General features: G+C 63.8%; 1 protein-coding gene. It reads left to right on the top strand.

All coding sequences use genetic code 11. The features are described from left to right. The first annotated feature begins 56 nt into the window (after positions 1–56). Entirely contained in the window at positions 57–25,565 is a 25,509-nt protein-coding gene (locus tag HB676_RS26485; RefSeq protein WP_213741424.1) for an LEPR-XLL domain-containing protein, read from the top strand. Positions 25,566–25,595: the final 30 nt, after the last annotated feature.

A 25,595-nucleotide genomic window follows, 5' to 3' on the forward strand; every position in this document is an offset into this window, starting at 1 on the left:
TGGTTTATATTGGGTTAACGCTCATTTGCGCTGGCCCGGGGTGGGGGAATACGGCGATGCGTAAGCGTGACGTGACGGGGCAGGGGAAGCCCATCGGACAACTGTCGAGAACCGCCCGGCAATGGATGGCGGGGCTCAAATCCTCGGTTTCGCACCTTGTCACCCCTTCGGGGCCGCCGCCGAAGCTGATTTTCGACCAGCTCGAGCCGCGCATGCTGATGAGCGCCGATCCGGTCGTCATCGATCTGTCATCGCTGCATCCGGTGCAGCCGACCAACGATGTCGTGGTCCGGCTGCTCAACGACGTCGTCACCACGGGCAATCAGACCACCAATATCGAGCGCGTCGAGGCGGTCGATGCCAACAATCCCGCCAACGTGCTGTCGTCGCAGGTCGTGCCCACCGGCAGCAATGTGACGGTCATTGCCGCTCCCGGCAACAACACCATCACCTTCGATCTGTCGTCGCTTCCCCCGGCCGCGACGCAGCCGCAGTTCAACGTCGTCGGCAACGGCAATGTCACGCTCGGCGTGATCGAGAATGCGGGCCAATCGGCCGGCTGGCATCTCAACGGCGGCGGTGCGGGCGAGATCGACGGTTCGGTCCAGATCGGATTTACCGGCGTCGATCACCTCATCGGTGGCGGGGCCGACACGCTATATGGCTCGGCCACGGACACCAGTTGGACCGTCAACGGCGCCGGTGCGGGTTCGGTCGGATCAACGCAATTCGGTGGTTTCGCCAACCTCGTCGGCGCGGCCGGCCAGAACGATGTCTTCAACGTCACATCAGGCGGCAGCCTCGCGGGCAGCATCAATGCGGGCGGCAATGGTACGGTCTCGATCAATGCCGGCGCGGCCGAAAGCTGGCAGATGAGCGGTGGCGGCGCGGGTCAGGCCACCGGTCCGGTGCAGATCGCCTTTACCGGCGTCGACGATATCATCGGCAGTGGCGCCGACACGCTCACGGGTGCGACCACGGACAACAACTGGACCATCGACGGCGCCGGCGCGGGCGAAGTCGGTGCGCTCTCCTTTAGCGGCTTCGCCAATCTCGATGGCGCGACCGGCCAGAACAATACCTTCACGGTCACCTCGACCGGCAGTCTTGCTGGCAATATCGACGGCGGCGGCGACGGAACCCTCGTTATCAGCGCCGGTAACGTCAACACCTTCACGTCGATCTATACCGGGGCGCATTCCGGCAGCGAGAGCTTTGACGGCGATACCATCAACTACACCGGCATGTTGCCGCTGGTGAACTCCGGCACCGCCGCGAATGTCAACTACCAGATCAGCACCAACAACAATCTGCTGACGCCGCAAACCGACAATGTCGAGCTTTATTACGATTCGACGGTTGGCGACGCGCATTTCGGCATGATGGTGCTGCAAAGCCTCAGCGGCGACTTCGAGACCACTTATTTCACGGCGCCGACCGGCAATCTCTCGATCAACGTTCCCGATCCGACCAACATCAATGGCGGCGGCGGTTCGGGCGCCGACACGCTCACCATCATGTCGCTGGCGCCGGGCTTCCACGCCAACCTCAACGTCAATCTGCTCTATGAAGGATTCGATCCGTTCGCGACCGGGTTGTTGCCGTCGAGCGGCCCCGGTGCGGCGATCTACCAGAACTCGATCTTCGTCACCGGCGACCTCAATACCAATGGCGGCTCGATCAATCTGATCGCCGAAAATACCTATATCGGCACCGTCATCGGCTCGACCTCGCAAAGCGGCAGCAGCTTTGCCGATAACGCGACCTACACGGCGGTGGCCGGAGCCGGCGGTTCGGGCAGCGGCATGACCGCGACCATCACCACCGACGCCAACGGCAATGCGTCAGTCCATATCAACAGCACCAGTGCCGGTACCGGCTATAAAACCGGCGACACGATCAGCTTCAATGTTCCGGACGGGTCAGGCCACGACGTCGTCTCCATCAAGCTCGCCAACGCGGCCAATTCGGCGGATATCTCGACCGTCAGCACATCAGGCAATTCCGGCGCGATTTCGATCGGCATGTCCGGGACCGTCACGGTCGACGGTGCGGCGCAGGTCGCCGGCGGCACTTTCGTTGCGCTCGGCGCCAACGTCATCCTCGATGCAGAGGGAAGCGCCGGGCACAAGGCCGGCGCCATCACGGTCGCCACGTCAGATATCGGCCAGCGCCTGATCAGCGCGCCGGTGGATTACACCAACAAGAACGCCAACATCTATATCGACGGCTCGACCATCGAAGGCGGCTCGGTCACGATCAGCGCGACGGCGTCGGACACCAACATCACCACCGATGCGCCGTCGAATCTGACCGGTTTCACCGGCAATCTAGGCACGCTGCTAAACCAGATTCCGGGCGTGGTACTGAGTTCGTTCCTCGGCATCGACGCTTCGGTGATCCTGCGCGGCGCGACAGCGACCATCAATATCGACGATGCGACCATCATCAGCAACAACACGGTCAGCATCAAGGCGACCACGGCCGTCACCACCCAGGTGTCGGCGATCACCGAGGGCGTCGGCGCGGTAGTTTCGGCGACAGGCGTTTCCTTTGCCGCCGGTTACGGCCAGGCGATGGCCGATGCCGAAGTCAATATCACCGGCACGACCAATATTACGGCGCTCAACAGCGTCACTATCGCGGCCACCGGCAAGAGCTCGGACTCCGTACAGGCCTATGCCGACAGCAACCTGTTCACGGACGTCAATCCGAACGCGGTCTCGATCGCCTTGGCCGCCGCCTACAATAACTTGACTGCGATCGCCAATGTCGGCGAAGATTCCTCGATCACCTCGACCGCGGGGAATATCAACGTCACGGCGAGCGGATCGCAGACCACCAAGCCGGATGCGCGAACCTTCAGTCCGGTCGATGGCGCCGGCGGCGTCGCGGTCGGTCTCGACTGGGAGACCGCCAATGTTTCGGCCAATGTCAGCGGCACACTCACGACGCTGGCGCCGGAAGGCAGCGTTGGAGTCGATGACAGCGAGGCGCAGACCTTCACCGGCGCCTCGATCGGTGCGGATGGTACGACCCTCACCATCCCCGACAACGGCTTCTCGACCGGCGAACTCGTCATCTACCAGCCCCAGATCAACATCAACGCCGGTACGATAATTCCTCCTGTCGTGGAAAACGGTTCCGCGAGCAATGCGATCGGCGGGCTGACCGCTGGATCGACCTACGCGGTCCTGGTGACCGGACCCGACACGATTCAATTGGCCAAGGTGGCGCCGCTCAACATCGCTGCCATCGGCACCAGCATCACGTCGGACCAGACGTTGAACGTGGTGGGAACCGAGCTGTTCAGCACCGATGCCATCGACTCCAATAACGACATCATCATTCCCGGCCATGGTTTTACGACTGGCGACCGGATCCAGTATAACGACGGCGGCAACACCCCGATCAGCGGCCTGACCAACAACGCGATCTATACCGTCAACGTCATCGACGACCAGACTTTCCAGCTTGAGGATTCCAGCGGTAACGTCGTCCATGTTTCGCAGGTCGATCAAAACGGCAATATCGCGCTCGGCACCCAGACCTTTACCGATCTGACCAACACCTCGATTCCGGCAGCCAGCGTGACGCTGGCCTATATCAATACCGCAACCAACGCGATCGATGTGGCCGGCATCAGCAGCCTCTTCCCGGTCGGCAGCACCAGCGAGGTGAGCTATGAATCGCTGGCGGACGACGGCGCCAATTCGATCGGCGGCCTGACCAACGAGGCGTTTTACGACCTGAAAGCGGTCGACGCGAATTCGTTCCAGCTATTCGACGAGACCACCGGCAAGGTGGTGCAACTCAGCGATCCCGGCGGTCCCGCGACCCAGGCGCTGTCGTATATCTCGAACGTCGTCAACTTCAATCCGATCGCCGTCACGATCAATTCTGCCGGCAAGCCGGTCGATTCGAGCGGTAACGTCGTCAGCGGCGGCGTGGACTCCACGACCGACGATATCGTCATCCCGAAGGACAGCCTCACCGCCGCCGGCCTGCCGGGCGGTCTGGCGAACGGCACGCCGATCATTTACGAGGTCGATCAATCGGTGCAGACCACTGAAGCGCTGGTGTTCGAGCTGAACGCCATCAGTGCCAATACGATCTATCTGCCGAGCAACGGGTTAACGAACGGCTCGCTGGTGACGTATGATCCCGGCGCCGGCAATACCGCGATCACCGGCCTCAACACGTCAGACACGTACCGCATCGTAGACGTCAATCCGCAGACCGTCAGCGGCGTGTCGACGTCGGATTCGTTCCAGTTGTTCGACGTCACCACCAACCAGATGGCGGTTATCTCGCAAGGCAACGCGCTGGGTACCCAGACGTTCACGGATTCCGCCGATCAGGTCAGTGCCTCGATCACGCTCGGCCTCATCGACACCAGCACGAATACCATCGAGGTCGCTGGTCACGGCTTCACCGGCACGACCGGGGCGAAGACCGACGTCAATTATGCCGTGCTCAACGGGTCTACGGTCGGCAATCTGACCAATGGCGGCGAATACCATCTGGTCTCGACCGGGGCCAACACGTTCCAGCTCTATGACGGTGCGGGGAATATCGTCACGCTGAGCAACGCGACCGGCCCGAGCGTCAGCGTCGTGGCCGCCCACGATTATTATGTCGCCTCGGGCTTTGTGCCGGGCCAGGCCGCCAGCGCGGCATCGGCGTTCGAGCTGGACGCGGTCAATTCGACCAACAACACGATCTACATCGCCGGCAATTCGCTGGTCAACGGCGGCACGGTGACCTACGACGCCGGCACCGACAGCAGCGGCAACCCCAATACGCCGATCACGGGGCTGACGCAGGGCGCGACCTATACGGTGGTGGATGTCACCGCGGCCGGCGTTGCCGATCCCACGCTCACCACGTCGGATTACTTCGTTCTCGAAGACGCCAGCGGCAACGTCGTGCACGTCTCGCAGGGCACCGCGATCGGGACCCAGACGTTCACGGATGCCACCAACAGCGTCTCCGCCAGCGTCAATCTGGCGTACATCACCGGCAATACCATCCACGTTCAGGATCACGGCTTCACCGGCACCACGGCGGCGCCGCAAGCCCTCAACTATGAGGCGCTGGCCGGATCCGGCATCGGCGGCCTCACCAACGGCACCCTGTACAACATCGTGTCGACCGGAACCGACACGTTCCAGATCTTCAGCAAGTCGACCAATACGGTCGTGGCGATCACCGATTCCGGCACGCCCACCGCCAACGCCATCACCAACATGAACGGCCAGGGTTCGCTCGGCGATCTCACCACCGGTGACGTCGCGATCAGCGGCCTGATCAGCGACACCACCTATTACGTCGTGACGGCGGGCTTCGACGCCAATGGCGATCAGTTGATCCGGCTGGTCGATAACGCGAACGACGTAGCCAATGACGCGCCGATCACGATTACCGCAAACGGCGCCCAGTTCCAGAACGCATTGTCTGAAAGCCCGCTCACCGACGGCATCGGCGTGTCGGCGACGCTGACTTCGGCCAACACGGTCAAGGTGCAGCCGCAGATCGGCGGCAAGTTCAACGAGGAAACCGGCTTCAAGAACGGGTTCTCGCGGGCCGATCTCGGTCTCGCGACGTTGTTCGGAAGCGCCCAGGCGCAATCGGGCACTGTACCCACGCAAGGCCCGGTGGGCCCGAACGGCGAGAAGCCCAGCCCGGTGAAGGATTCCATCCACAACGACAGCCTCAGCCTTGGCGGCGGCGTCGGTATCATCGTCACCAACAACAAGGTCAACGCCACCATCGGCAACGCCGCCGGTATCGGCAAGGCGGTCCTGAGCACCCCGAACAACGTCACGGTATCGGCCGCGGACACCCAGACCGATCAGGCCCTCGTGCAGTCCGACGTCTCCAAGCCGAAGACCTCCACGGGCGGTGCGGCGGTCGATCTCGCCTTCGCGATCGGCGTGTACCAGAACACCGCCAACGCCACCGTGTTCGGCGATTCCACGATCGATGCCGGCGGCGCCGTCACGATCAATGCATCGCTGATGTATCCGTTCCTCACCGATCCGGCCGAACTGACCTCGCTTCAGGGCATCGGTAACCTCGTGGCGACACAGGGCACCAGCTTCATCACGACCGACCTGCTGGACGGCACACTGGGCGCTGGAACGTTGTTCCTCGACGATTGGGTGGTGGCGCGCGCCAAAGCGGCGGGTTCGCCGGCGGCCGCCGTCGCGCTTGCGATTGCGGTCAACGTCTACACTAACAACGCCAACGCGATCGTCATGTCCGGCGCCAAGATCAACCAGAACATGAATTCGATCACGGACCCGGGCGATACCGCGCTGGCCGATCAGTCGGTCGCGGTTACCGCGAGCATCGGAATCGAACTGGTCGAGATGGCCGGCATCGGCAAGTGGTCGCTGAGCGACGCGCCGCTCGCCAAAAAATATTTCGAGAAAAAGTCTGCCGCCGAATTGTGGGACGGCGGCGATGTCATCGACATCTACGGCCGCTCCAACTCGAAATCGGTCGGCGGCTCGGTGTTGCTGGATTACATGGACGACAATGCGATCGCGGAAATCCAGGGCGATGCGGACGTCACCATCGGCAAGGATGGCTCGCTCACGGTCGACGCCGACGAAAATATCTTCCGGATCGCGATCGCGACGGCCGGCGGCCAGACCGGCGCCGGGGCATCGTTCGGTTTCGCCGGCAGTGGCAACGTCCTGATTCAGAGCAGCACCGTTTTGGCCGGCCTCGTCGCCAATGCAACCGGTGGCCCGATGGTGAACGGCGGCGGCGCCCTCATTATCAATGCGACATCGGGCGGATTTGAACTCGATATCGCCGGCGCGATTGTCGATGCCGGCAAGGGCTCGGACGCGCTCGGCATCTCCCTGCTGATCAATGACGTGACGACCAATGTCGCGGCGTTCATCGGTCTGCCGCTATCGTCGAATCCGGAGAACAACACGGCGGCGGGCGCGGTGTCGCTCGACGTCGGCGACACCTCGCTCTCCGCCACCACGGACGGCACCTGGATCGGCGTGGTCGCGACCGCCACGACGCTGAGCGGGCCGCAAGGCGCGCCGCAGGATGTCGGCTCGTCAGAGGACGATCCGCTCGACGGCATCTCGTTGCCGGCATTGTTCCAGGATGGGCCGGATGCGGCCAGCATCAAGAGCGGGAAAGGTTTAGCCGGCAGCGTCGGTATCAATATCTTCGATCAAAACGACCTCGCCTATATCAACGCGCGGGGCTCGATCACGACCGGCACGCTGGCGCTCGATGCCGAACTGACGCCGGTCGTCGTGCTGTTCAGCGGCGGCGTTGCGGCCTCGGTGACCGGCGGTACCGGTTTGGGCGGCGGCAGTGTCATCGGCGGCTCGTTCGTGTTCAACCAGATCACGGCCGATACCGAAGCCTTTATCGCTGACTTCCTGCCGGGCAGCGGCGGGGTGCCCGACACCAACGGCCTCGTGATCCAGAGCACCGCTCCGAAAGTCGCCGGCGCCAATCAGGTGTCGCTGACGGCGACGCGCGGCGGCACGCTCGGAACATTCTCGGCGGCGGTTGCCGCCAATACCAATGAACAGGGCAACGCGTTTTCGGGTTCGATCTCGCTCAACAGAATCGTGGACACCACCAAGACCCTGATCGAAGGCGCGACCTTGATGGCCGCCGGCAACACGCTCATGGATGCGCTCGACGAAGCGCAGGTGATCGCGATCGGCGGCGGCGCCAGCTATACGGCCGGTGCGAAGGGCGTCGGCGCCTCGCTGGCGTTCAACCAGATCAGCGGCGATACCGAAGCCGGCGTGCTCGGTGTCACCGGCCGCCGCGCGTCCGTCGATATCGGCGGCGATCTGTCGGTCACCGCGATGAACGACCAGACGCTGTGGTCGTTCGCGGTCTCGCTCGGCATCGCCACCGGTGGCGGGCTCAGCAGCAACGCGGTGGCGTTTACGCTGGCCATCAACGTGATCTCGACCAGCCAAAGCATCTTCACCCGCGATAATTCCAGCGGGATTCTAGCGATGCTGCAAAATGCCGACATCACGGCGGCCGGCGTCAGCGTCGAGGCCGACGACAATTCGGTGATCTATGCGGTGGCCGGCGCGATCGGCGTCGGCGCCCAAGGCAATGCCTACGGGATCGGGCTCGGCTGGAACCAGATCGCGCTGGTGGTCGATGCCTCCATCGATAATTCCACTGTCCATGCCGGTGCCGACGGCATCAGCCTGCAGGCATTGTCGACCGAGGACGGGCCGATCAAGGCGATCGGCAGCACCTCGCCCTCGTTCGCGGGCAAGATCGCGGCTGCGGCGATCGGCGGCTCAAAGGGCAATGGCACCAGCGTCGGCGGCAGCCTGTCGGTCAACGGCACCTATGACACGATTGAGGCCACTATCACTGACGGATCCAGCCTGACCACGACGGCCGGCGGCAATGTCAGCATCCTGGCCAGCGATGAATCCACCATCAACGCGCTCACCGGCGGTGCGGCGATCTCCACCAAGGGTAACGCGGTCGGGGCCGCGATCGGCGCCAATTACATCGCCAACGATGTTACCGCCAATGTCGATAGCTCCGGCATCTCGTCCAACGGCAATGTCACCATCGACGGCGAGGAATCCGCCGCGATCAATTCGCTGACGGTCGGTACGGCCGGCGGCGACGATGTCAGCGTCGGCGCGTCTGTCTCGATCAACGTGGTCGACGACCCCGTGACGTCTTCGATCACCGGCGCCACCGCGAATGTGTTTGCGGAAGACAATCTGCGGGTCATCGCGCAGGACACCGCCAACATTGTCGCCATCGCCGGCGCGCTGGCGGCGGGCGGCGATACCGGCGTCGGCCTGTCGATCACCAACGTCACCATCCTCGACACCACCAATGCGTTCATCGACGGCGCCGCGACCGTGTCCGCCAATGGAGATTCGGGAACCTTCACCGACGTGATCGGGGGCGCCGGCCATACCGGCCTGCAGGGCCTCTCGATCGAGGCTAATTCCTCTGAAAACATCGTCATTCTCGCGGTCGGCGGTGCGTTCTCCAGCGAAGGTGCCGGCACCGGCGCGACCACGCTCACCTATATCGATGTCAGCGCCAGCGCCTATGAAGCCGCGCCGAGCGCGACACCCGGAGCCAATGCGGGCCTCAGCTCGCTGCATGATGTCGATATCGCCGCCGTTGGCCACACCACCCTGGTTGGGGTCGCCGGTGCGCTTGCCGGCGGTGGCGATGTCGCGGTCGGCATCGGCGCCGATGCGGGCTACATCGATCGCAATATCGAGGCCTATATCGGCGCGGGCGCGTCCGCCCAGGCAGGCGACAATGTCACCGTCGCTTCTTATGCCGATCTGACGCAGACCTCGGTGTCGGCGTCCGGCGCATTTTCCGGCGAGACCGCCGTCGGCGTCACGGCCGGTGTCGCGGTGCTTGACCTCACGACGCTGGCCTATATCGGCGCAGGTGCGATTGTCAGCTCAAACGGCAACGTGCTGGTATCGGCCGAAGACGACACCACCGAAAACCAGGTCTCCGGCAACCTGACGGGCTCCGGAAGTGCTGCGGTCGGCATCGCGGCCGGGGTCGGCGTGCTGACCAAGGACACCGAAGCCTATATCGCGACGAATGCGACCGTCACCGCACTCGCCGAAGCCGGCAAGGCCGGGATCACCGCCAACACCGGCGATTTCAGCGCGCCGGCCGGCGGCACCAACGTGCAGCAGAGCGGCGACACGCAGGAGTTTTCGGGCTCCGCCGTCAACTATGCCAACAACAGTTTCGATGTGACCAACCACGGCTTTACCACCGGCGAAGAGGTGATCTACACCGGGGAATCCTTGCCGATCGACGGTCTTGAAACCGGCCAGCATTATTATGTCATCGCCATCGATGCCAATCATTTCGCGCTGGCGACCAGCGAAGCCAACGCGATGGCCGGCGCCAGAATCACGTTGACCGCCGGCGCCTCGGCGACCTCCGATCATGTGATCCAGACCGTCAACAACACCGGCGTGCCCTCGATCAACAACCAGGCGTTCAGCGATCCGACGCTGACCGAAAAGCGCGACCGCACGCCCGACACCAGCGTTCAAACCGGCCTGATCGTGGTGGCTGTGAGCGTCAACGACATGACCAGCGCCGGTGTCGGCGTCGCAATCTCCAGCAGCGGCGCGGGCGCTGTCGCCGGTTCGGTGACGGTGAACTCGATCACGACCCGTGCCTATATCGACCAGGGCGCGCAGATCAACGCCGCCGCGAATAACGACACGCTTGCGAGCGCCAACCAGAACGTCACGGTCGCCGCCGGCCGCAGCTACAATGATCTGTCGATCGGTGTCGGCATCGCGGGCTCCGGCAGCTTCGCGGCCGCGCCGGGATTCGCTGCACCCGTCCTCGAAGGCACCACCACCGCCTTCATCCAGGGCACGCCGAGCACTGGCGGCAGCAGCTATTCGACCTTTGTCCATGCCCGCGGCAATGTCACGGTCGAGGCGCGTGCGCTGGAAACAATCTTAAGCATCGGCTCGGGCATTGCGCTGTCGGGCGATGTCGGCATCGGCGGCTCGGCCGCCGTGGTCGATATCAACACTACGACGATTGCCTCGATCTCCGGGCTGGTGCGGGTGTCCGCCGGCGGCAATGTCGTGGTGACGGCCAATGACGATACCACCAGCTATGCCATCGGCGGCGCGGTCGGCGTCGGTCTGGGAACCGCGGGCGGCGCCGGCGCGGTCAACGTCACTTCGATCACCAAGACCACGCTGGCGACGATCGGCGATGAGGCGATCGTCGATGCGCAAGCCAATGTCCTGGATGTTCCCGATGTGCCGGACGGCACGGTTACCGGCGACAACTTCAATACCAAGACCAGCCGCGGCGTCGTGGTGCTTGCCGCTTCGTCCGAAGACGTCACGTCGGTAGCCGGCAGCGCCGGTGGCGGCCTTTACGCAGGCATAGCGGGCGCGGCTTCGGTCGAGCTGATCAACTCGAGCACGATCGCGACGCTGGGCAGTGGCGTTCAGATCAATCAGAACAATGCGACGGCCAGCACGCTTCAAAGCGTGGTCGTCGCCGCAACCAATCAGGTCAACGTGCTAAGCATCGCCGGCGCGCTTGGCGGCAGCGCGGGCGCCGGTATCGGCGCTTCGGTCGATGTCGGCATGATCAGCAACAACACCCAGGCGCTGATCGGCGCGGGTGCGCAGATTGCGGCCAGGAAAGAAGTCGACGTATTCGCGCTGTCGGATTGGGCGGTGAACTCGAACGCCATCGCGTTCGGCGCAGGCCTCGGCGGCATCGGCGGCGGCATCATCGTCTACACCATCGGCGGAAACTTCAGCGCGCAATACTCGACCTCGGGCGGCAGCTCCTCGGCGCTGAGCGGCCAGAGCTCCTCGATCATTTCGTTCGTCGATGCGACGGTCGGCACGCTCACCGGACGCGCGCAAACCAGCGATGCGACGACCTCGCCGACCTTCAATCCGTCGAGCGCAGTCAACAACACCACGCACGCCATCGACCTCGGCTCCGATCCCGGCTTCAAGACCGGCGATACCGTGGTTTATTCGGACGGCAGCGGGACGCCGATCGACGGGTTGGTGAACGGCCAGACCTACTTCGTGATCGTCAATCCCAACAATCCGGACGATATCCAGCTCGCATCGTCCTACGAAAACGCCCAGAACGGTACTGCGATCGCGATCAGCACCACGGGTGCCACGGGTTCGGCGCATCAACTCGTCGCCGGCAATGCCGGTCTCGCCAATGCCGGCCGCGCTTCCGCCGCCGCGAGCGGAACGACCGGACTGGTCGATTCCGCCACCAACGGGACGGCTCCCCAGGCCGGCACCACGGCGGGGATCAACGGCGGCACCTCGCCCAACAGCAAGGGGGCCGACACCACGATCACCGCGCCGACCGTGTCGGTGAAGGCGAATGCACAAATCAATTACACCGGCCAGGCGGGCGCCGTCGGCGTCGGCGCGGTCGCGCTCGGCGTCGGTATCGGCGTCGTTCACGCCGACCTGCCTTCGACCGCCTATATCGCGGCCGATGTTCATCTGCTTGGACTGAACGCCACCGGCGATCTCACCGTCACGGCCGATCTCACCGACAATGTCCATTTGCTCGGATTTGCCGGCGCGGTGAGCGGTTTCGTTTCGCTCGGCGGCGCGGTGTCGTTTGTCAGCGATTCGAGTTCGGCGCGCGCGATGATCGGCGCCACGCCGGAAACCGACGATACGACCCAGCAGGCTACCGCCAGCAGCGACGCCACCACCGTCAATGGCTTCGACAATGTCGATGTGACTTCGAACGCCACCATCAGTCATTTCCTGTCTGACGCGGCGTTCTCGGTCTCGGGTATCGCGGGCCTCGGCGCGGCCGTTGTGTCGGATACCGTCACCGGCGTCGGCCAGGCCATCGTCGGAGACTTCACCCAGATCGGGACGCTGGCCAATCCGCTCGCCGGTACCGTCACGGTGGATGCCGAACGTACCGTCACGATCAATCCGTACAGCAACAGCCTGCCGATGGGCATCGCGATCGGTGGCGGCATTCTCGGTGTTGCCGCCGGCGCCGCGCTGATCGCGGTCACCGGCACGGTGACGGCCACGATCGGCGATGACGCCGGGGTCTATGCGGCCAGTGCCATCAGCCTCAATGGCTCCAGCACCATCACCGCGACCAATATGGAAATCGACGGCGGCGCGATCGGTGGCCTTGCGGTCGGTTTCGTGATCGCGCACGCGACCTTCAAGCCCACCGTCAACACCACGGTCGGCAAGAGCGCTGTCGTGCGCGGCTCGTCCATCAGCGTCACTGCCAACAATACGGCGAACGGCAGCCTGCTGGGTGTTGCCGCGGGCGGCGGCATCCTGAGCGGGCAGGGGCTCGACGTCGAGATGGAGATCGATCCGGATACGACGATCCTGATCGATCAGGATGCCAATGTGACCGCGACCGATCCGGTCTCGGGATCCGTCAACATCACGTCGACCTCGAATACGACCTCCGACGCGACCGGCAATGCCGGCAATTACGGCGGCATCCTGGTCATCATCGGCGGCGCGACCAGCACGCTCGACAATATCAACACCGTGACCATCGGCGACAACGCCGTGATCAGCGCCGCCACCGGGATGACGGTGCTGGCGACCTCGACCAACGACGCGGAATCCTCCGGCGACGCCGGCAGCGACGGCGTGGTGCCGATCATCAAGGCCACGACCACCACCAATGAATCCGACGAGACCCATACCACCGTTGAAACCGGCGCCAGCCTCACCTCGGGGAGCGACATGTCGGTCGAGGCGCGCACCGCGACAACCGGCAAGTCGACGCCGACGTCTTCGGCGGGGGGCCTCGGCGTCAACACCGAGTCCGACGGCAATCTGACCTATGGCGGCAGCACCATCACCGAGATCCAGTCGTCCGCGAGCCTGACCTCCGGCGCCAATCTCAGCGTACTGGCGCGGGTCACCACCCTCGATCTCGAAGTCAATTCCAACGCCACCGCGAGCGCGCTCGGCGCCGACTCCACCGCGAACGGCACCATCGCCCGGCCGGCCAACACGCCGACCTCCGACGCCGAAGTCAATGTCCGCAGCGGCGCGAACCTTTCGGCCGACAACGACGTCACCATCAAGGCCTCGCACGAATCCATCACCAGCAACGCGGTCGCGACCGCGACCACCAACGGGCTCGGCGCCCAGACCGACAGCACGACCAACAATGATTTCGACGTCGCGACCCGGGTACTGACCGAGACCAATTCCACGATTCATGCTCGCGCGCTCGAAGTCGATGCCGACGGCACGTCGTCGCCCTCCGGCTTCAGCGACGCGACCTCGAATGGTGCTGTGATCGATACTGGCAGCTCTCACTCAAACAAGACGCTGTCCTATCAGCGAACCATCACCTTCAATTCCGGCGTGTTCCTGTCGGGACCGCCGTCGCCGGAAGTGCATATCGATGCCGCGGGCAACATCACGGCTGTTGGCATCGATCCCAGCACCATCATCGAGACGCCGACCGACATCATCATCCCCGATATCGTCAATACCTCGACCGCGGCCGGCACCGCGACGTTCAACATCCCGGTCTGGTCGCAGGATCCGAATCCCGCCGGCTACGGCACGCTGCCGGGCGAGGATTCGATCCAGGGCAATGCGACAATCACGTTCCTGACCGCGTTCGATCACGTGACCATCATCAACGACTCGACCCGCAACCTGGAGATCGGGTTGATCAATCCGGTCGCGGCGACGCCGAATTTCGCCAGCAACATCCATGTCAACGTCACCGACACGACCCGCTTCATATCGACATCGGTCGCCAATCCCGGCAGCACCGTCATCACCATCGAGAACACCACGACGCTGGCGCCGGAAAACGTCACGATCCACGACGCCATTCTCAATTCGCTCGGCCCGGTCACGATCTCGACCGCCGACGGCAATATCCTGGCGGCGAGCAGCGGCTCCAAGAGCGGCCGGATCGAATCGACCACGCTCGATCTGTCGGCGCCGCTCGGCTTCATCGGTACCTCGGCGATGCCGATCGCGACGGAATCGACGCGGATCGACGCCAATGCGGCCGACGGCATCTGGATCAGCCAGACCGGCGATCTCGATGTCGGCGCGATCAGCTCAATCGGCGGATCGGTCAATTTGTCGGCGACCGGCTCGATCCTCGATGCCGATACCGGCGTTGCAATCAATGTCAGCGGTCCGGTTCTCCATCTGAGCGCGGGCACCGGTTCGGTCGGCTCGACCACGGACGCGCTGCGTATCGATACCGGCAACACCGCGGGCGCATTCAATGCGTCGGCGCAGACCGGCATTAACGTGCTGCAGGTCGCAGGCGGTCTCGGCATCGGCAACGTGACGTCGACAACCGGCGACATCACCATCGCCAATGTCGACAGCGCCGCCACCGGCCAGGACATCGTGTTCGGCGCCGGGTCGTTCGTGAACGCGGCCGGCGGCAATGTGAAGATCACGGCTGCGGATAATTTCCTGATGCCGTCAGGCGCGCGCATCAACGCCGGCGGAAACGTCAGTCTGTTCGGCGACGCCGGCAGTGCCGACACCGGCGTGCTCGGATTGATCGATCTCGAAGGCGCCATCACGGCGGCGGCGGTCACGGTGACCGGTGGCACCAACCGCGACACCTTCGTGATCCGCAGCGTCTCGGCCAATTCGCCGGTGACGATCCAGACCGGCAGTGCGGCGAATACGATCCTGATCGGCAGCAATGCCACCGCCTCGTTCAACAACGCCAATGGCGCGCTCACATCCTCGAACACCGGCGGCGACCTGATCGGCATCCAGGCGCTGCTGACCATCAACGGGACCAGCGGCGATCTTTCGAGCGTCCTGCTCGACGATACCAATGATGCAGCGGTCGTGAATGGCGATATCACCGACGCGACCGTGACCGGCTTTGGCATGGTCGCCGGTTCGATCGCCTATAGCGACCTCGGCGCGCTCACGCTTAATCTCGGACGCGGCAATGACATTGTGAACGTGCTGTCGACGCAGACGGGCGCCACGACCACGGTCCATCTCGGCAATGGCAACAACACGGTCAGCGTGTCAGGCCAGACCGGCGTGTCCGGTGTCACCGGCCAGCTCGACAACGTCAGCGGCCCGCTGGTGCTGGTCGGCGGCACCGGCACCAATACGCTGACGGTCGACGACAGCGGCGAGACGGTAGCGCAGACCGGCATTCTGGGCGGCGGCGGCAGCAACCAGATCTTCGGTCTTGGCATGGGCGGCAGCGGTCCTATCGTGAACCAGGCCGACGGCATCACCTATCAGGGCTTTGCTTCCCTGCTGGTGAAACTCGGCGCCAGCGGCGACAATGTCACGATCTCCGGCACCTCGACCGCGACCACGCTTGATACGGGTGCTGGCGGCGACAACATCATCGTCGGTCCGAATCTCAACCAGATTCTCGCCAGCGTCATGATCGACGGCCATACCGGCGATCAGATGTCGGTGAGCCCGACGGTCGACTCGAACATCACGCTCAATGCGGTCTCTTCGTCAATCAGCCAGCTCACCGCCGATGTGATGCCGACGGGCGTTTCGGTTGAATTCCAGGGCGTCGATTCCACCACTGTGAATCTTGCCGCCGGGACCACCAACAACGTCACCATCCTTGGCAGCGCGACGCCGATCACCGTCAATTCAAACGGCTTCAAGGACAATATCCTGGTTGAGGCGATCAGCAGGGCCACCACGATCAACCTCGGCGCCGGTACCGATACGGCGACGGTGCAGGGAACCGGGACGGGTGCGCTGCAGGTCAACGGCACCACCGGCGGCACTGATTTGCTGATCGTCGACCGTTCCGCCGCCACCGCGGCGCTGACCAGCGGCGTCATCAAGGACGACACTGCCAAAGGCCTCGGCCATGGCATTGTCAGCGGCTTGACCGCCAGCGATATCGGCTTCTTCAATCTGCCCCGGGTCAATGTGCTGCTCGGCAGCGGCAACGATTCCTTCATCATCAATACCAGCGCGGCAATCCTGCCCTCGACCGTGATCGATGTCGAAGGCAATGGCGGCGATGATTTCATCGAGGCCAAGAGTGTCAGCAGCGCCCGCACCATCGTCAATGGCGGCGCCGGCCAGAACACGTTGCAGGTCGACATCCCCGGGATTCCCTTCAACAACGAATTCACCTCGATCCAGCAGAGCGTGCAGCTCCTGACCGTCAACGACACCGCCAACACCACGACGCCGATCGCCTGGGACTTGAAGGATACCGAACTGTTGGCGACGCCGAGCGGCGGCTCGCTGGTCGACGTGATCTCCACGGCAGGGGCCACCCTCACCAACATCCTCGGCAGCACGACCCCGACCACGAGCGATACGCTGACGATCGACTCCACGACACCCGCAAACGTGAACGGCACGATTTCCGGCAATACCATTACCCTGAGCACGGGGCTCAGCGTTGTCAGCCAGCCGGATCCGTCGACCGATTTCAACACGTTCCAGAACTACGGTCCGGTGATCAATTTCGACGGGCTTGCCAACGGCACCCAGCCGCAGACGATCAGCAACGCACCGGGGCAGAACGGAAACCCGGTCTACATCTCCAACGGTTTCGGATTCTCGACCTCGGACTCGAATGGATTCACGCTCGACAATTCGATCAGTCCTGCCGCGCAGGCGAAGTCGACCAACGACACTTTCACCCTGCAAACCGTCGACAGCACCGGCAAGGTTACCGGAGACGGCTTCACGCTCTATTCGCTCGAACTCGCCGACACCGATACATCAGGCACGGCCAGCGTTCTGGTGACGGGCGATTTGATCACGGGCGGCAGCGTCAGCATGACGCTGACGGTTACCGCCGGCGCCGGATTCCAGGTGATCTCGCTGCCGACCACGTTCACCGGCCTCAAGGACGTGACGTTCAAGTCGATCTCGTCGACCAAACTCGACTTCGACGACATCGTCGCGGTCGATACCCTTGCGAACAACGCCAACACGGTGGCCCCGGCAACAGTGCCGACGTTCACGGTGACAAGCGCCGCCCAGTTGAACATCAGCACGACGCTGGTCGAGAGCGGCGGCAATTTCTTCGCGAAAATCATCTCCGGAACGATCAACGTCGACGATCACAACGACAACGGCGCGACGATCGACCATACGCTCACCTTCAACAACACGCTGTGGCAGCTCGGCACGTCGCAGGACGGCATCACCGTCACGATGAGCGGCGGTATCCTGACGTTCAACTTCGCGGGTAACCTCACGGTTCAGAACGGTACGACGGTTACCGCGGCGGGTAATAATGGCCTGTCTTTCGAAGTCGGCAACGACGTCAATATCGGCAACAGCGTCACCTTCAACTTCTCCGCCACCTCGACGCAGGCGGGTCCCGGCGGCGGCGGTTATGGCGCTGTTGGCACCGGTGGCCGGGGCAGTCGCTACGGCTCGTTCGCAACCGGTGGTGTAGACGGCGGCGGCACCGAGGCCGGCGCCGGTACTACGAATGCCGGACATTATGGCCGCTACAATGCCAATTACGGTCACTCCCTGGCGGGGGGAGCCGGCATGGGCGGGCTGGCCGGTAAAGATACCGGTCACAACGGCGGCTACGGTCAGGGTGGATACTCCGGTATGGGTGCCTCCGGCGGCGGCGGCGGCGGTGGCGGCGGTGGCGGCAAGGGCGGTTCGGCTCCCTACCATGATGGCGACGACGGATTCAGCGGCAGCCCCGGCGGCCGCGGTGGCACCGGCTATCACGGATATATGGGCGGGGGCGGCGGCCTGGGTTCGGCTGGCGTCTACGGCAACAGCGCAGACCGCGGCAGCGGCGGTGCCGGCGGGCACTATGGCTCCGGCGGTGCCGGCGGCCGCGGCGGCTACGGTGCCGGCGAGCGGTATAAATATTATGTGGGCGGTCAGGCGAAGTACCGGACACCGTTGGGCTTTGGCAATGGTGGCACCGGCGTGAATGGCTCTACGCCGTCCTACACCACGAATTCGCAGATCGGCGGTGGCGGCGGTGGCGGTCACAACACTTCGACCAACAATACGATTACCGGTGGTGGCGCCGGCGGTAGCGGCGGCGGCGGTGGCGGTGGCGGTGCGGGCGGCGGTGGCGGTGGCGGTGGCGGCGCTTCTGGTGATGGCGGCGAGGAAGGGAGTCTGTTCACGAGCGGGGGGTCCGGCGGCTCCGGCGGCGGTGGCGGCGGTGGCGGCGCGGGCGGTAAAGGCGCGACCGGTGCGGCTGGCGGCACGGGCGGCTTTGGCGGCGGCGCGTTCGAAATCATCGCCAACGGGAATCTCTCGATCGGCAGCAGCAGCTTCCAGGCCGATGGCGGCGCGGGTAGCGCAGGCGGCAGCCCGACCACCGCGCCCTCGTTAGGGCAGAGCGGTGGCCCGACCAACGGAGGCACGGGTGGTGGCGGACAGCACACCGCCGGAAACGGTGGCGCCGGTGGGCAAGGCGGCGAAGGCGGTGCCGGCGGCGGCGGCGGCGGTGGCGCCGGCGGCACCATCAAGATCGAAGCGACGAACATTTCTGCAGGCAGCGCCAGCGTCACCACCACCGGCGGCGCCGGGGCAGGCAATGGCAGCACCGGCGGCAATGGCCGCTTCCTGATCGCGAGCAATACCAACCTGACTTTCTCAGGCTCGGCATTGCAAAGCGTTGGCGGCCAGCCGGCCGGCACGCTTCCGACCCAGGCTTTCACCGGCCCGACCGCTCCCAACCAATATGTCGCGGGCGATCCCAGCACGCCGACGATCGCCAACCTTGAGGGCGGTGCGGATATCTATGGGCTGATCGATCTCTCCGCGACGGCGAACGCTTCGATCCAGAGCGCGCTCAACGCGGCCGGCGCAGCACCCAGCGGCGCGTTGCTGTCGGTGACGCGCATCGCCTCAAGCTATACCGGCTATGACATGCTGGTGGTCCAGAACCTCTCCAACATTTCGCTCAGCACTCCGATGCTGAGCGTCGGCAGCAGCAGCGAACAAGCCCTGCAGATTCGTGGCGAGGGCGCGGTCCAGACCCTGACCTCGCTCAATCCCGGCCAGGTGTGGGTGACACTGATCCCGACCGGCGAGACGGATGTCTACGCCTCGGTGACGACCAACGCGACCAATGCGGTCATCAACATCGCGCCCTCCGCGACACCGTCCGTCAATGACGGCACGATCACCGATGGCCACGCCGCCTACATCACGCTGAACCGGCCGTCGCTGAACGTCGCGGCGTTCAACGGCTTCAACGCGCTTGCGAACGAGCCGGTGGCTCCGGGCTCGACCACGGTGCAGCAGCAGTTTGGTGTCTCCACCAGTCTCAACGCGTTGGTGAACGTCAATGCAGCCGACGGCTCGCAGCGGCAACTGTTCTCCAACGGCCAGAACGGCGTCTCCGGGCTGATCGCGCCCTCCAGCGTCGTGGTGACCGGGCTCAATGGCTATGTGCTGGTCGGCAGCGCGACCAACAATTCGATCTCGGTGTTCCAGCTCAACTCCACCACCGGCGACCTGACTTTCCTCAAGAGCTACGACCACACCGTTGTCGGCAGCAACTTCCTGAGCAGCATGAGCTACGACGCTTCGACCGGCAACCTGACGCTCACGGGCAGCGCGGGCGTCGAGACGATCGCGGTCAACAGCAACGGCACGCTCGGCACCGCGCATGTGCTGGCCAGTGTCGGCGCCGAGACCGCCAGCGCCAGGCAGGGCAATGCGACCTTCTACGTCAACGCGGCGACCAACAAATTGACGGCTGTCTTCAATAACAGCGGAACGACCGAGATCGTGAATGTGGCGGCGACCGCCGGCAACGGGCTGATCGGCGCATCCTCGATCGCGGTCAGTCCTGACGGCCTCTATCTCTACGTCGCGAGCCAGAGCGGCGGCACGCTCGCGATCTTCAGCATTGTCACGACAGGCAGCGGCAACACGGCGACCCATTCGCTGGTCAATATCCAGACCCTGCAGAATGGCGACAGCTTCGGCACCCACGGGCTCGACGGAACCGTGGCGCTCGCGGTCACGCCAGATGATCAATATGTGCTGGCGCTCAACGGCAGCGGCGACTCCATCGCCGTGTTCCAGCGCCAGACCGCCGATCAGCCGAGCAAGAACATCGTGGCCGGCGATTTGCTGTTCGGCCAGCAAGTGCATGAGGATGTCGGCGGCATTCTCGGGCTCGACGCACCGACCTCGATGGTGGTTGGACCGGAATACACCAGTTCAACGGGTCAGCCGCAGGAAAATCTGTGGATCGGCAGCGTCGGCGCGCCCACCGATCTCGGCGGCCTCGCACTGTTCTTCATCAATCTCAGCCCGCAATCGCCGCCTGCCACGCAGGTGACCGAATATTCCAACATGAGCGCCCTGACGTTGCAGGTCGGTAACGGCGACGACAACATCACGCTCAACAACCCGCCGCCATCGTCGGTGAAGAGCACCACGATCATGACCGGCAGCGGACAGGATCAGGTGGTCGTCAATAATTACGGTGGCGCCACCGCGATCGATCTCGGCAACGGTCTCGATACGGTGGATGTGCGGGTGACCGCCGACATGACCGGGACCGCCAACACGCTCACCATCAATGGCGGCACCGGCGCCGATGCGGTCGATATCGCGAGCACCGGTACCGGCGCGCACACCACGTTCCTGGGCAACCAGAATGCCACCGCCGGCGATTCCGTCCTGATCGAGGAAGCCGGCGACAACGCCGTAACGACCATTGTCGGCAGCGACCTTGACGACACCGTGCGCGTCGAACTCGCCAACCTGTCGGCAAGTGCGACGACCAACCTGGACGGGTCGGATCCGGCGTTTTTGCCCGGTGACACGCTCGTGCTCGATCCGCAGGATCCGAGCATCAACCCGGTCATCAACGGCGACCTCGAAACCGGCGGCACGACCGGTCTGGCCGGTAAGGGAACCGTCGCCTTCAAACACTTCGAGAAGCAGGAAGTCCTGACGTCGCCACTCGTCTCCTTCAATTCGCCGACCTATAGCGTCCAAGAAGGCCAGTCGCTGACATTGACGGTGACGGGAACCGCGAACGGCGCGGCCGAGACGCTGTCCGGTCCATTGCTGTTCGACATCGAAGGCAATGGCAATTTCGGCGACGTCACCGCGGTGGCGACCGTGAACTCCGTCACCGGCGCATTCACGGCATCGGTCACGATACCCTGGAGCCAGTTGCTCGATCTCGGGCTCAGCGACGTCGGCACCTATCACATCGCGGTCAAGGCGACGAATGGCGACGGCCTGTCGGCGACCGCCACGGCCAATGTGAACGTCATCTACACGGTACCGACCGTGACGCTCACATCCGACAACGGGTCGAATACCGCAACGGTCGGTACGCCCTTCACCGTCGATTTCTCGGCGATCTGGCCGGCGCCGGTCGAACGGCCGCTGGAATGGATCGTCAATTGGGGTGACGGCACCACCCAGGTGTTCGGCTCCACGACGACGAGCGCAACCCACACCTATCTCACCACCGGCACGGCAGCGGGCGCGTTCGCCGTCTCCGCGATCGTGATCGACAAGGATAATTCCACGGGCACCAAGTCCAATCCGCTGAATCTGAGCGTCGTCGCGCCAGTACCTAATCCGGGCGGTCCCTACACGATCAATGAAGGCGACGGGCTGACGGTGAGCGGCAGCGCGGCCGGTAGTCCCACCGGCTATACCTGGGATATCGGCACCGGCGTCTATCACACCCAGTCGGTGACGCTGACCTGGGCGCAGCTCGAGGCCGACGGCATCAGCACCGCCAACAGCGGCAATCCCTATCTGCTGTCGTTCAGCGCGACCTATACCGATTTCAGCGACGCGAATACGCAGACCGCGACGGTTCCGGTCGACCTGATGGTCGGTCCGACTGCGCCGACCATCGTGTCGGTCACCAACGATGGCCCGGTCAACCAGGATCAGTCAGCGACCGTGACTATCAACGGCGCAACGGCGGTGTCTTCGGTCGAGGCCAGGACGCTGGAGTATCGCTTCTTCATCGCCGGCACGAGTTTGGATACCGGTTTCCAAAGCTCCAACTCATTCGCGGTGCCCGGCCAATATCTGCTGCAGGTCGGCCAGCAACTCGTCGATGTCGAGGTGATGGACGCCGAAGGTCTCGTCGTTGACGGCAATACTCTTATCACGGTCAACAAAGTGCCGCCGACCTTGACAGCAACGGGAGCCGCGACATCGAACGAAGGCTCGGCCTACACGCTGAACCTGACGGAGAAGGAAACCGATCCCAACATCACCACCGAGGTGATCGAGTCCTGGGACGTCAATTGGGGTGACGGCACCACCAGCCATTACAGCATCAATCCGGCGGTCGCGAATTCCAGCATCTCGCCGACGCATGTTTATGCCGATAACGGCACCTACACGATCAGCGAGACCGCGACCGACGGTGACGGCGACACCTACAACGACAACCCGGTTACGGTTCAGGTCCTCAATGTGCCGCCCGTGCTGCAAGGTGTGACGGTGACGTCGCCGATCAACGAGAACGGCTTTACCGATCTCAGCGGCCGGATCGTCGATCCCGGCATCAAGGACAGCTTCACGCTCACCGTAAATTGGGGCGATGGCACGGCCGGGAATCCGGACATCAGCACCTATGCGCTGGCGGCGGGCACGCTGAACTTCGACGTCTCGCACCAGTTCCTGCAACCGGGCAATTACACGATCTCGACCTTCGTGACCGACAAGGACAACGGCGTCAGCCCGACGGTTCCGGTCAACCTCGAAGTCGACGACGTGGCGCCGGTGCTTGCGCCGATTACGGTGACGCCGGTGCAGACCACCGAGGGCGGTCACATCGTGACCGTCAGCGGCAGCTATACCGATGTCGGTACGCTCGATACCCACACCGTGACCATCGATTTCGGCGATGGTACGGTCATGAGCAGCACCGATCCGGATTCGACCATCGTGATCAATACGCTGAATCGTACGTTCACGGCGACGCACGAGTATCTCGACAATCCGAACCTGACGACCACGCCGAGCTCCGAATATACCATCAAGGCCACGGTCACCGACAATTACGGGCTCTCCAGCAACACCGAGGCCGCACAGGTCGAGGTCGACAACGTCGCGCCGATCTTCGCGGGCGTCACGCTCAACGGCACCGGCGCCGCGTCGCCGATCAATGGGCAGATCCCTTCGACCATCACCATCGACGAGAAGGGCGTGGTCACGATCGTCGGCAGCTTCCGCGATCCGGGCATCCTGGATACCGAGACGGTGAGCATCAACTGGAACGATCCGGGCGTGCCGAACCAGATCGTCACGGCGGTGCGCGACGCCACCGATCCGACGCTGTGGCACTTCACCGCGTCGCACGAATATGTGCGCGACAATCCGGGCGGCGTTTACATGCCGGTCCGCGAGATCAGCATGACCGCAACCGACAAGGATGGCGGCACTACGACGGTCAATGCCTTGATCACCATCGCCCATATCGAACCGGTGATCGACAGCGTGACGGTAAATCCGCCCGTGATTCTCGGGGGTGACGAAGTGGTGCTGACCGGCCACATCACCGACAGCGGGCTGCATCCGGTCGCGGATATCCAGATCAATTGGGGTGACGGTAGCGGGCTCTCCAGTCTCGCGAATACGACCGTTACCTACGATGCGGCAACTCATACCTTCACGGCGATCCATCGGTATCTCAACGATGGATCGGGGCAGCTTCACTTCGACCAGATCAAGGTCTCGGTGTTCGATGACGATACCGGGTTTGCCTTTGCGCATACTGCGGTCGAGATCGATGCGTTGCCGAATTCCGGCGGAACCGGTTTCCTCGGGTCGTTTATTCCGCTGCCTCCGCTCGGCCCGCCCGTTGTGCAGGCGGTCGGCCCATTCGAGTTCCAGTCGACGGTCTTTACCCCGATCGACGTCGCCAGCGGCGGCCTTCGGGTCATCCGTGTTGCCGCGGCGCAGGGATCGCCGATCGATCTGCCGCTCAATCTGGCCGAGCTTGGCGGAAGCGATCTGTCGCAACTCCAGATCGATTGGGGCGACGGCAATACGCAGACGCTGAACAATCCGGGCAACGGTTCGATCGATGTTGCCCATAATTTCCAGCATATCGTCGGCGACGACGAAATCGCGACCGGTGCATTGGCGCCGGCCGGCTCCAGCGACAACGGCCAGAACGAAGTGGTCGTCAAGGCCTTCAGGAAAGGCCCGGATGGTCATAACGAACTGGTGTCGATCACCCGCTATCGCATCGTGGTCGAAGGCACCTCGCCGCACATCGACAGGTTCTCGCTCCACCGCAGCGAAGGCGCGGACGGGGACATCGACACCCTTGATGGGCGCATCGCCTTCCAGGGACTTCCCAACTCCGTCACGGTGTCGATCGTCTGGTCCGATGGCACCACGTCGAATGGCACGATCGAAGCGCGGGACGGCGAATTCTGGTTCTCGGCGGTGCGAAACTACGCAGGCAAGGCGCCGCCGGCGCTGGTCAGCCTGCGCTTCATCAGCACCACCAATTCGAAGGTGATCGGATCGTTCGAGATCAAGCCGCAGTCCTCGGGCATGCTCGATCCGGCCGCGCCGTCCAATCAAACCCCGGCACCCGGCCAGCGTCATGGCGAGCTCGCCCCAACGCATCGTGCCAATCGCGCGATCACGCTCCATACACCGAACGGATCTGCGGTGACGCAGTCGGATCTCGCGCTGATGTTCGGCGCCGGCGCGCTCGCCATTGCGGGCGGCGTGCAAAAGCGCAACGCGAAGCTGGGCTCTGGAGAGAGCAGCGATTCCGATCTCGACGGCACGCCGACGGCGGTCGAGCCGGCGGCGTTGTGGGTCGATCGTTCACTGACAAACACGATCCGGCGGCAGCAGATGGCACCGGCACATCCGATCCAGATGCGAAAGCCGATCGTTGCGGCCAAGCCGGATTGGCTGGCGACGCCCTATCGCGTGCCGGCCGCGGGCGGGATCGATGGATGGCACGAGGTCGATGACTGGCTGCTGGCCGGCAACGCTGCTGCGCAGGCAGCCGATACCGAAGACTGGCTGGTGGTTCGGGAGTAATGGCAAGCCTGCCTCGCCCCGCAAGCGGGC

Source organism: Bradyrhizobium sp. dw_411 (genome assembly GCF_018449695.1).
In the GTDB taxonomy this organism is placed as follows: domain Bacteria; phylum Pseudomonadota; class Alphaproteobacteria; order Rhizobiales; family Xanthobacteraceae; genus Bradyrhizobium.

Bases quoted from the DNA above. Each gene is read 5' to 3' on its own strand.
- HB676_RS26485 (WP_213741424.1), top strand. From the start codon at position 57: ATGCGTAAGCGTGACGTGACGGGGCAGGGGAAGCCCATCGGACAACTG.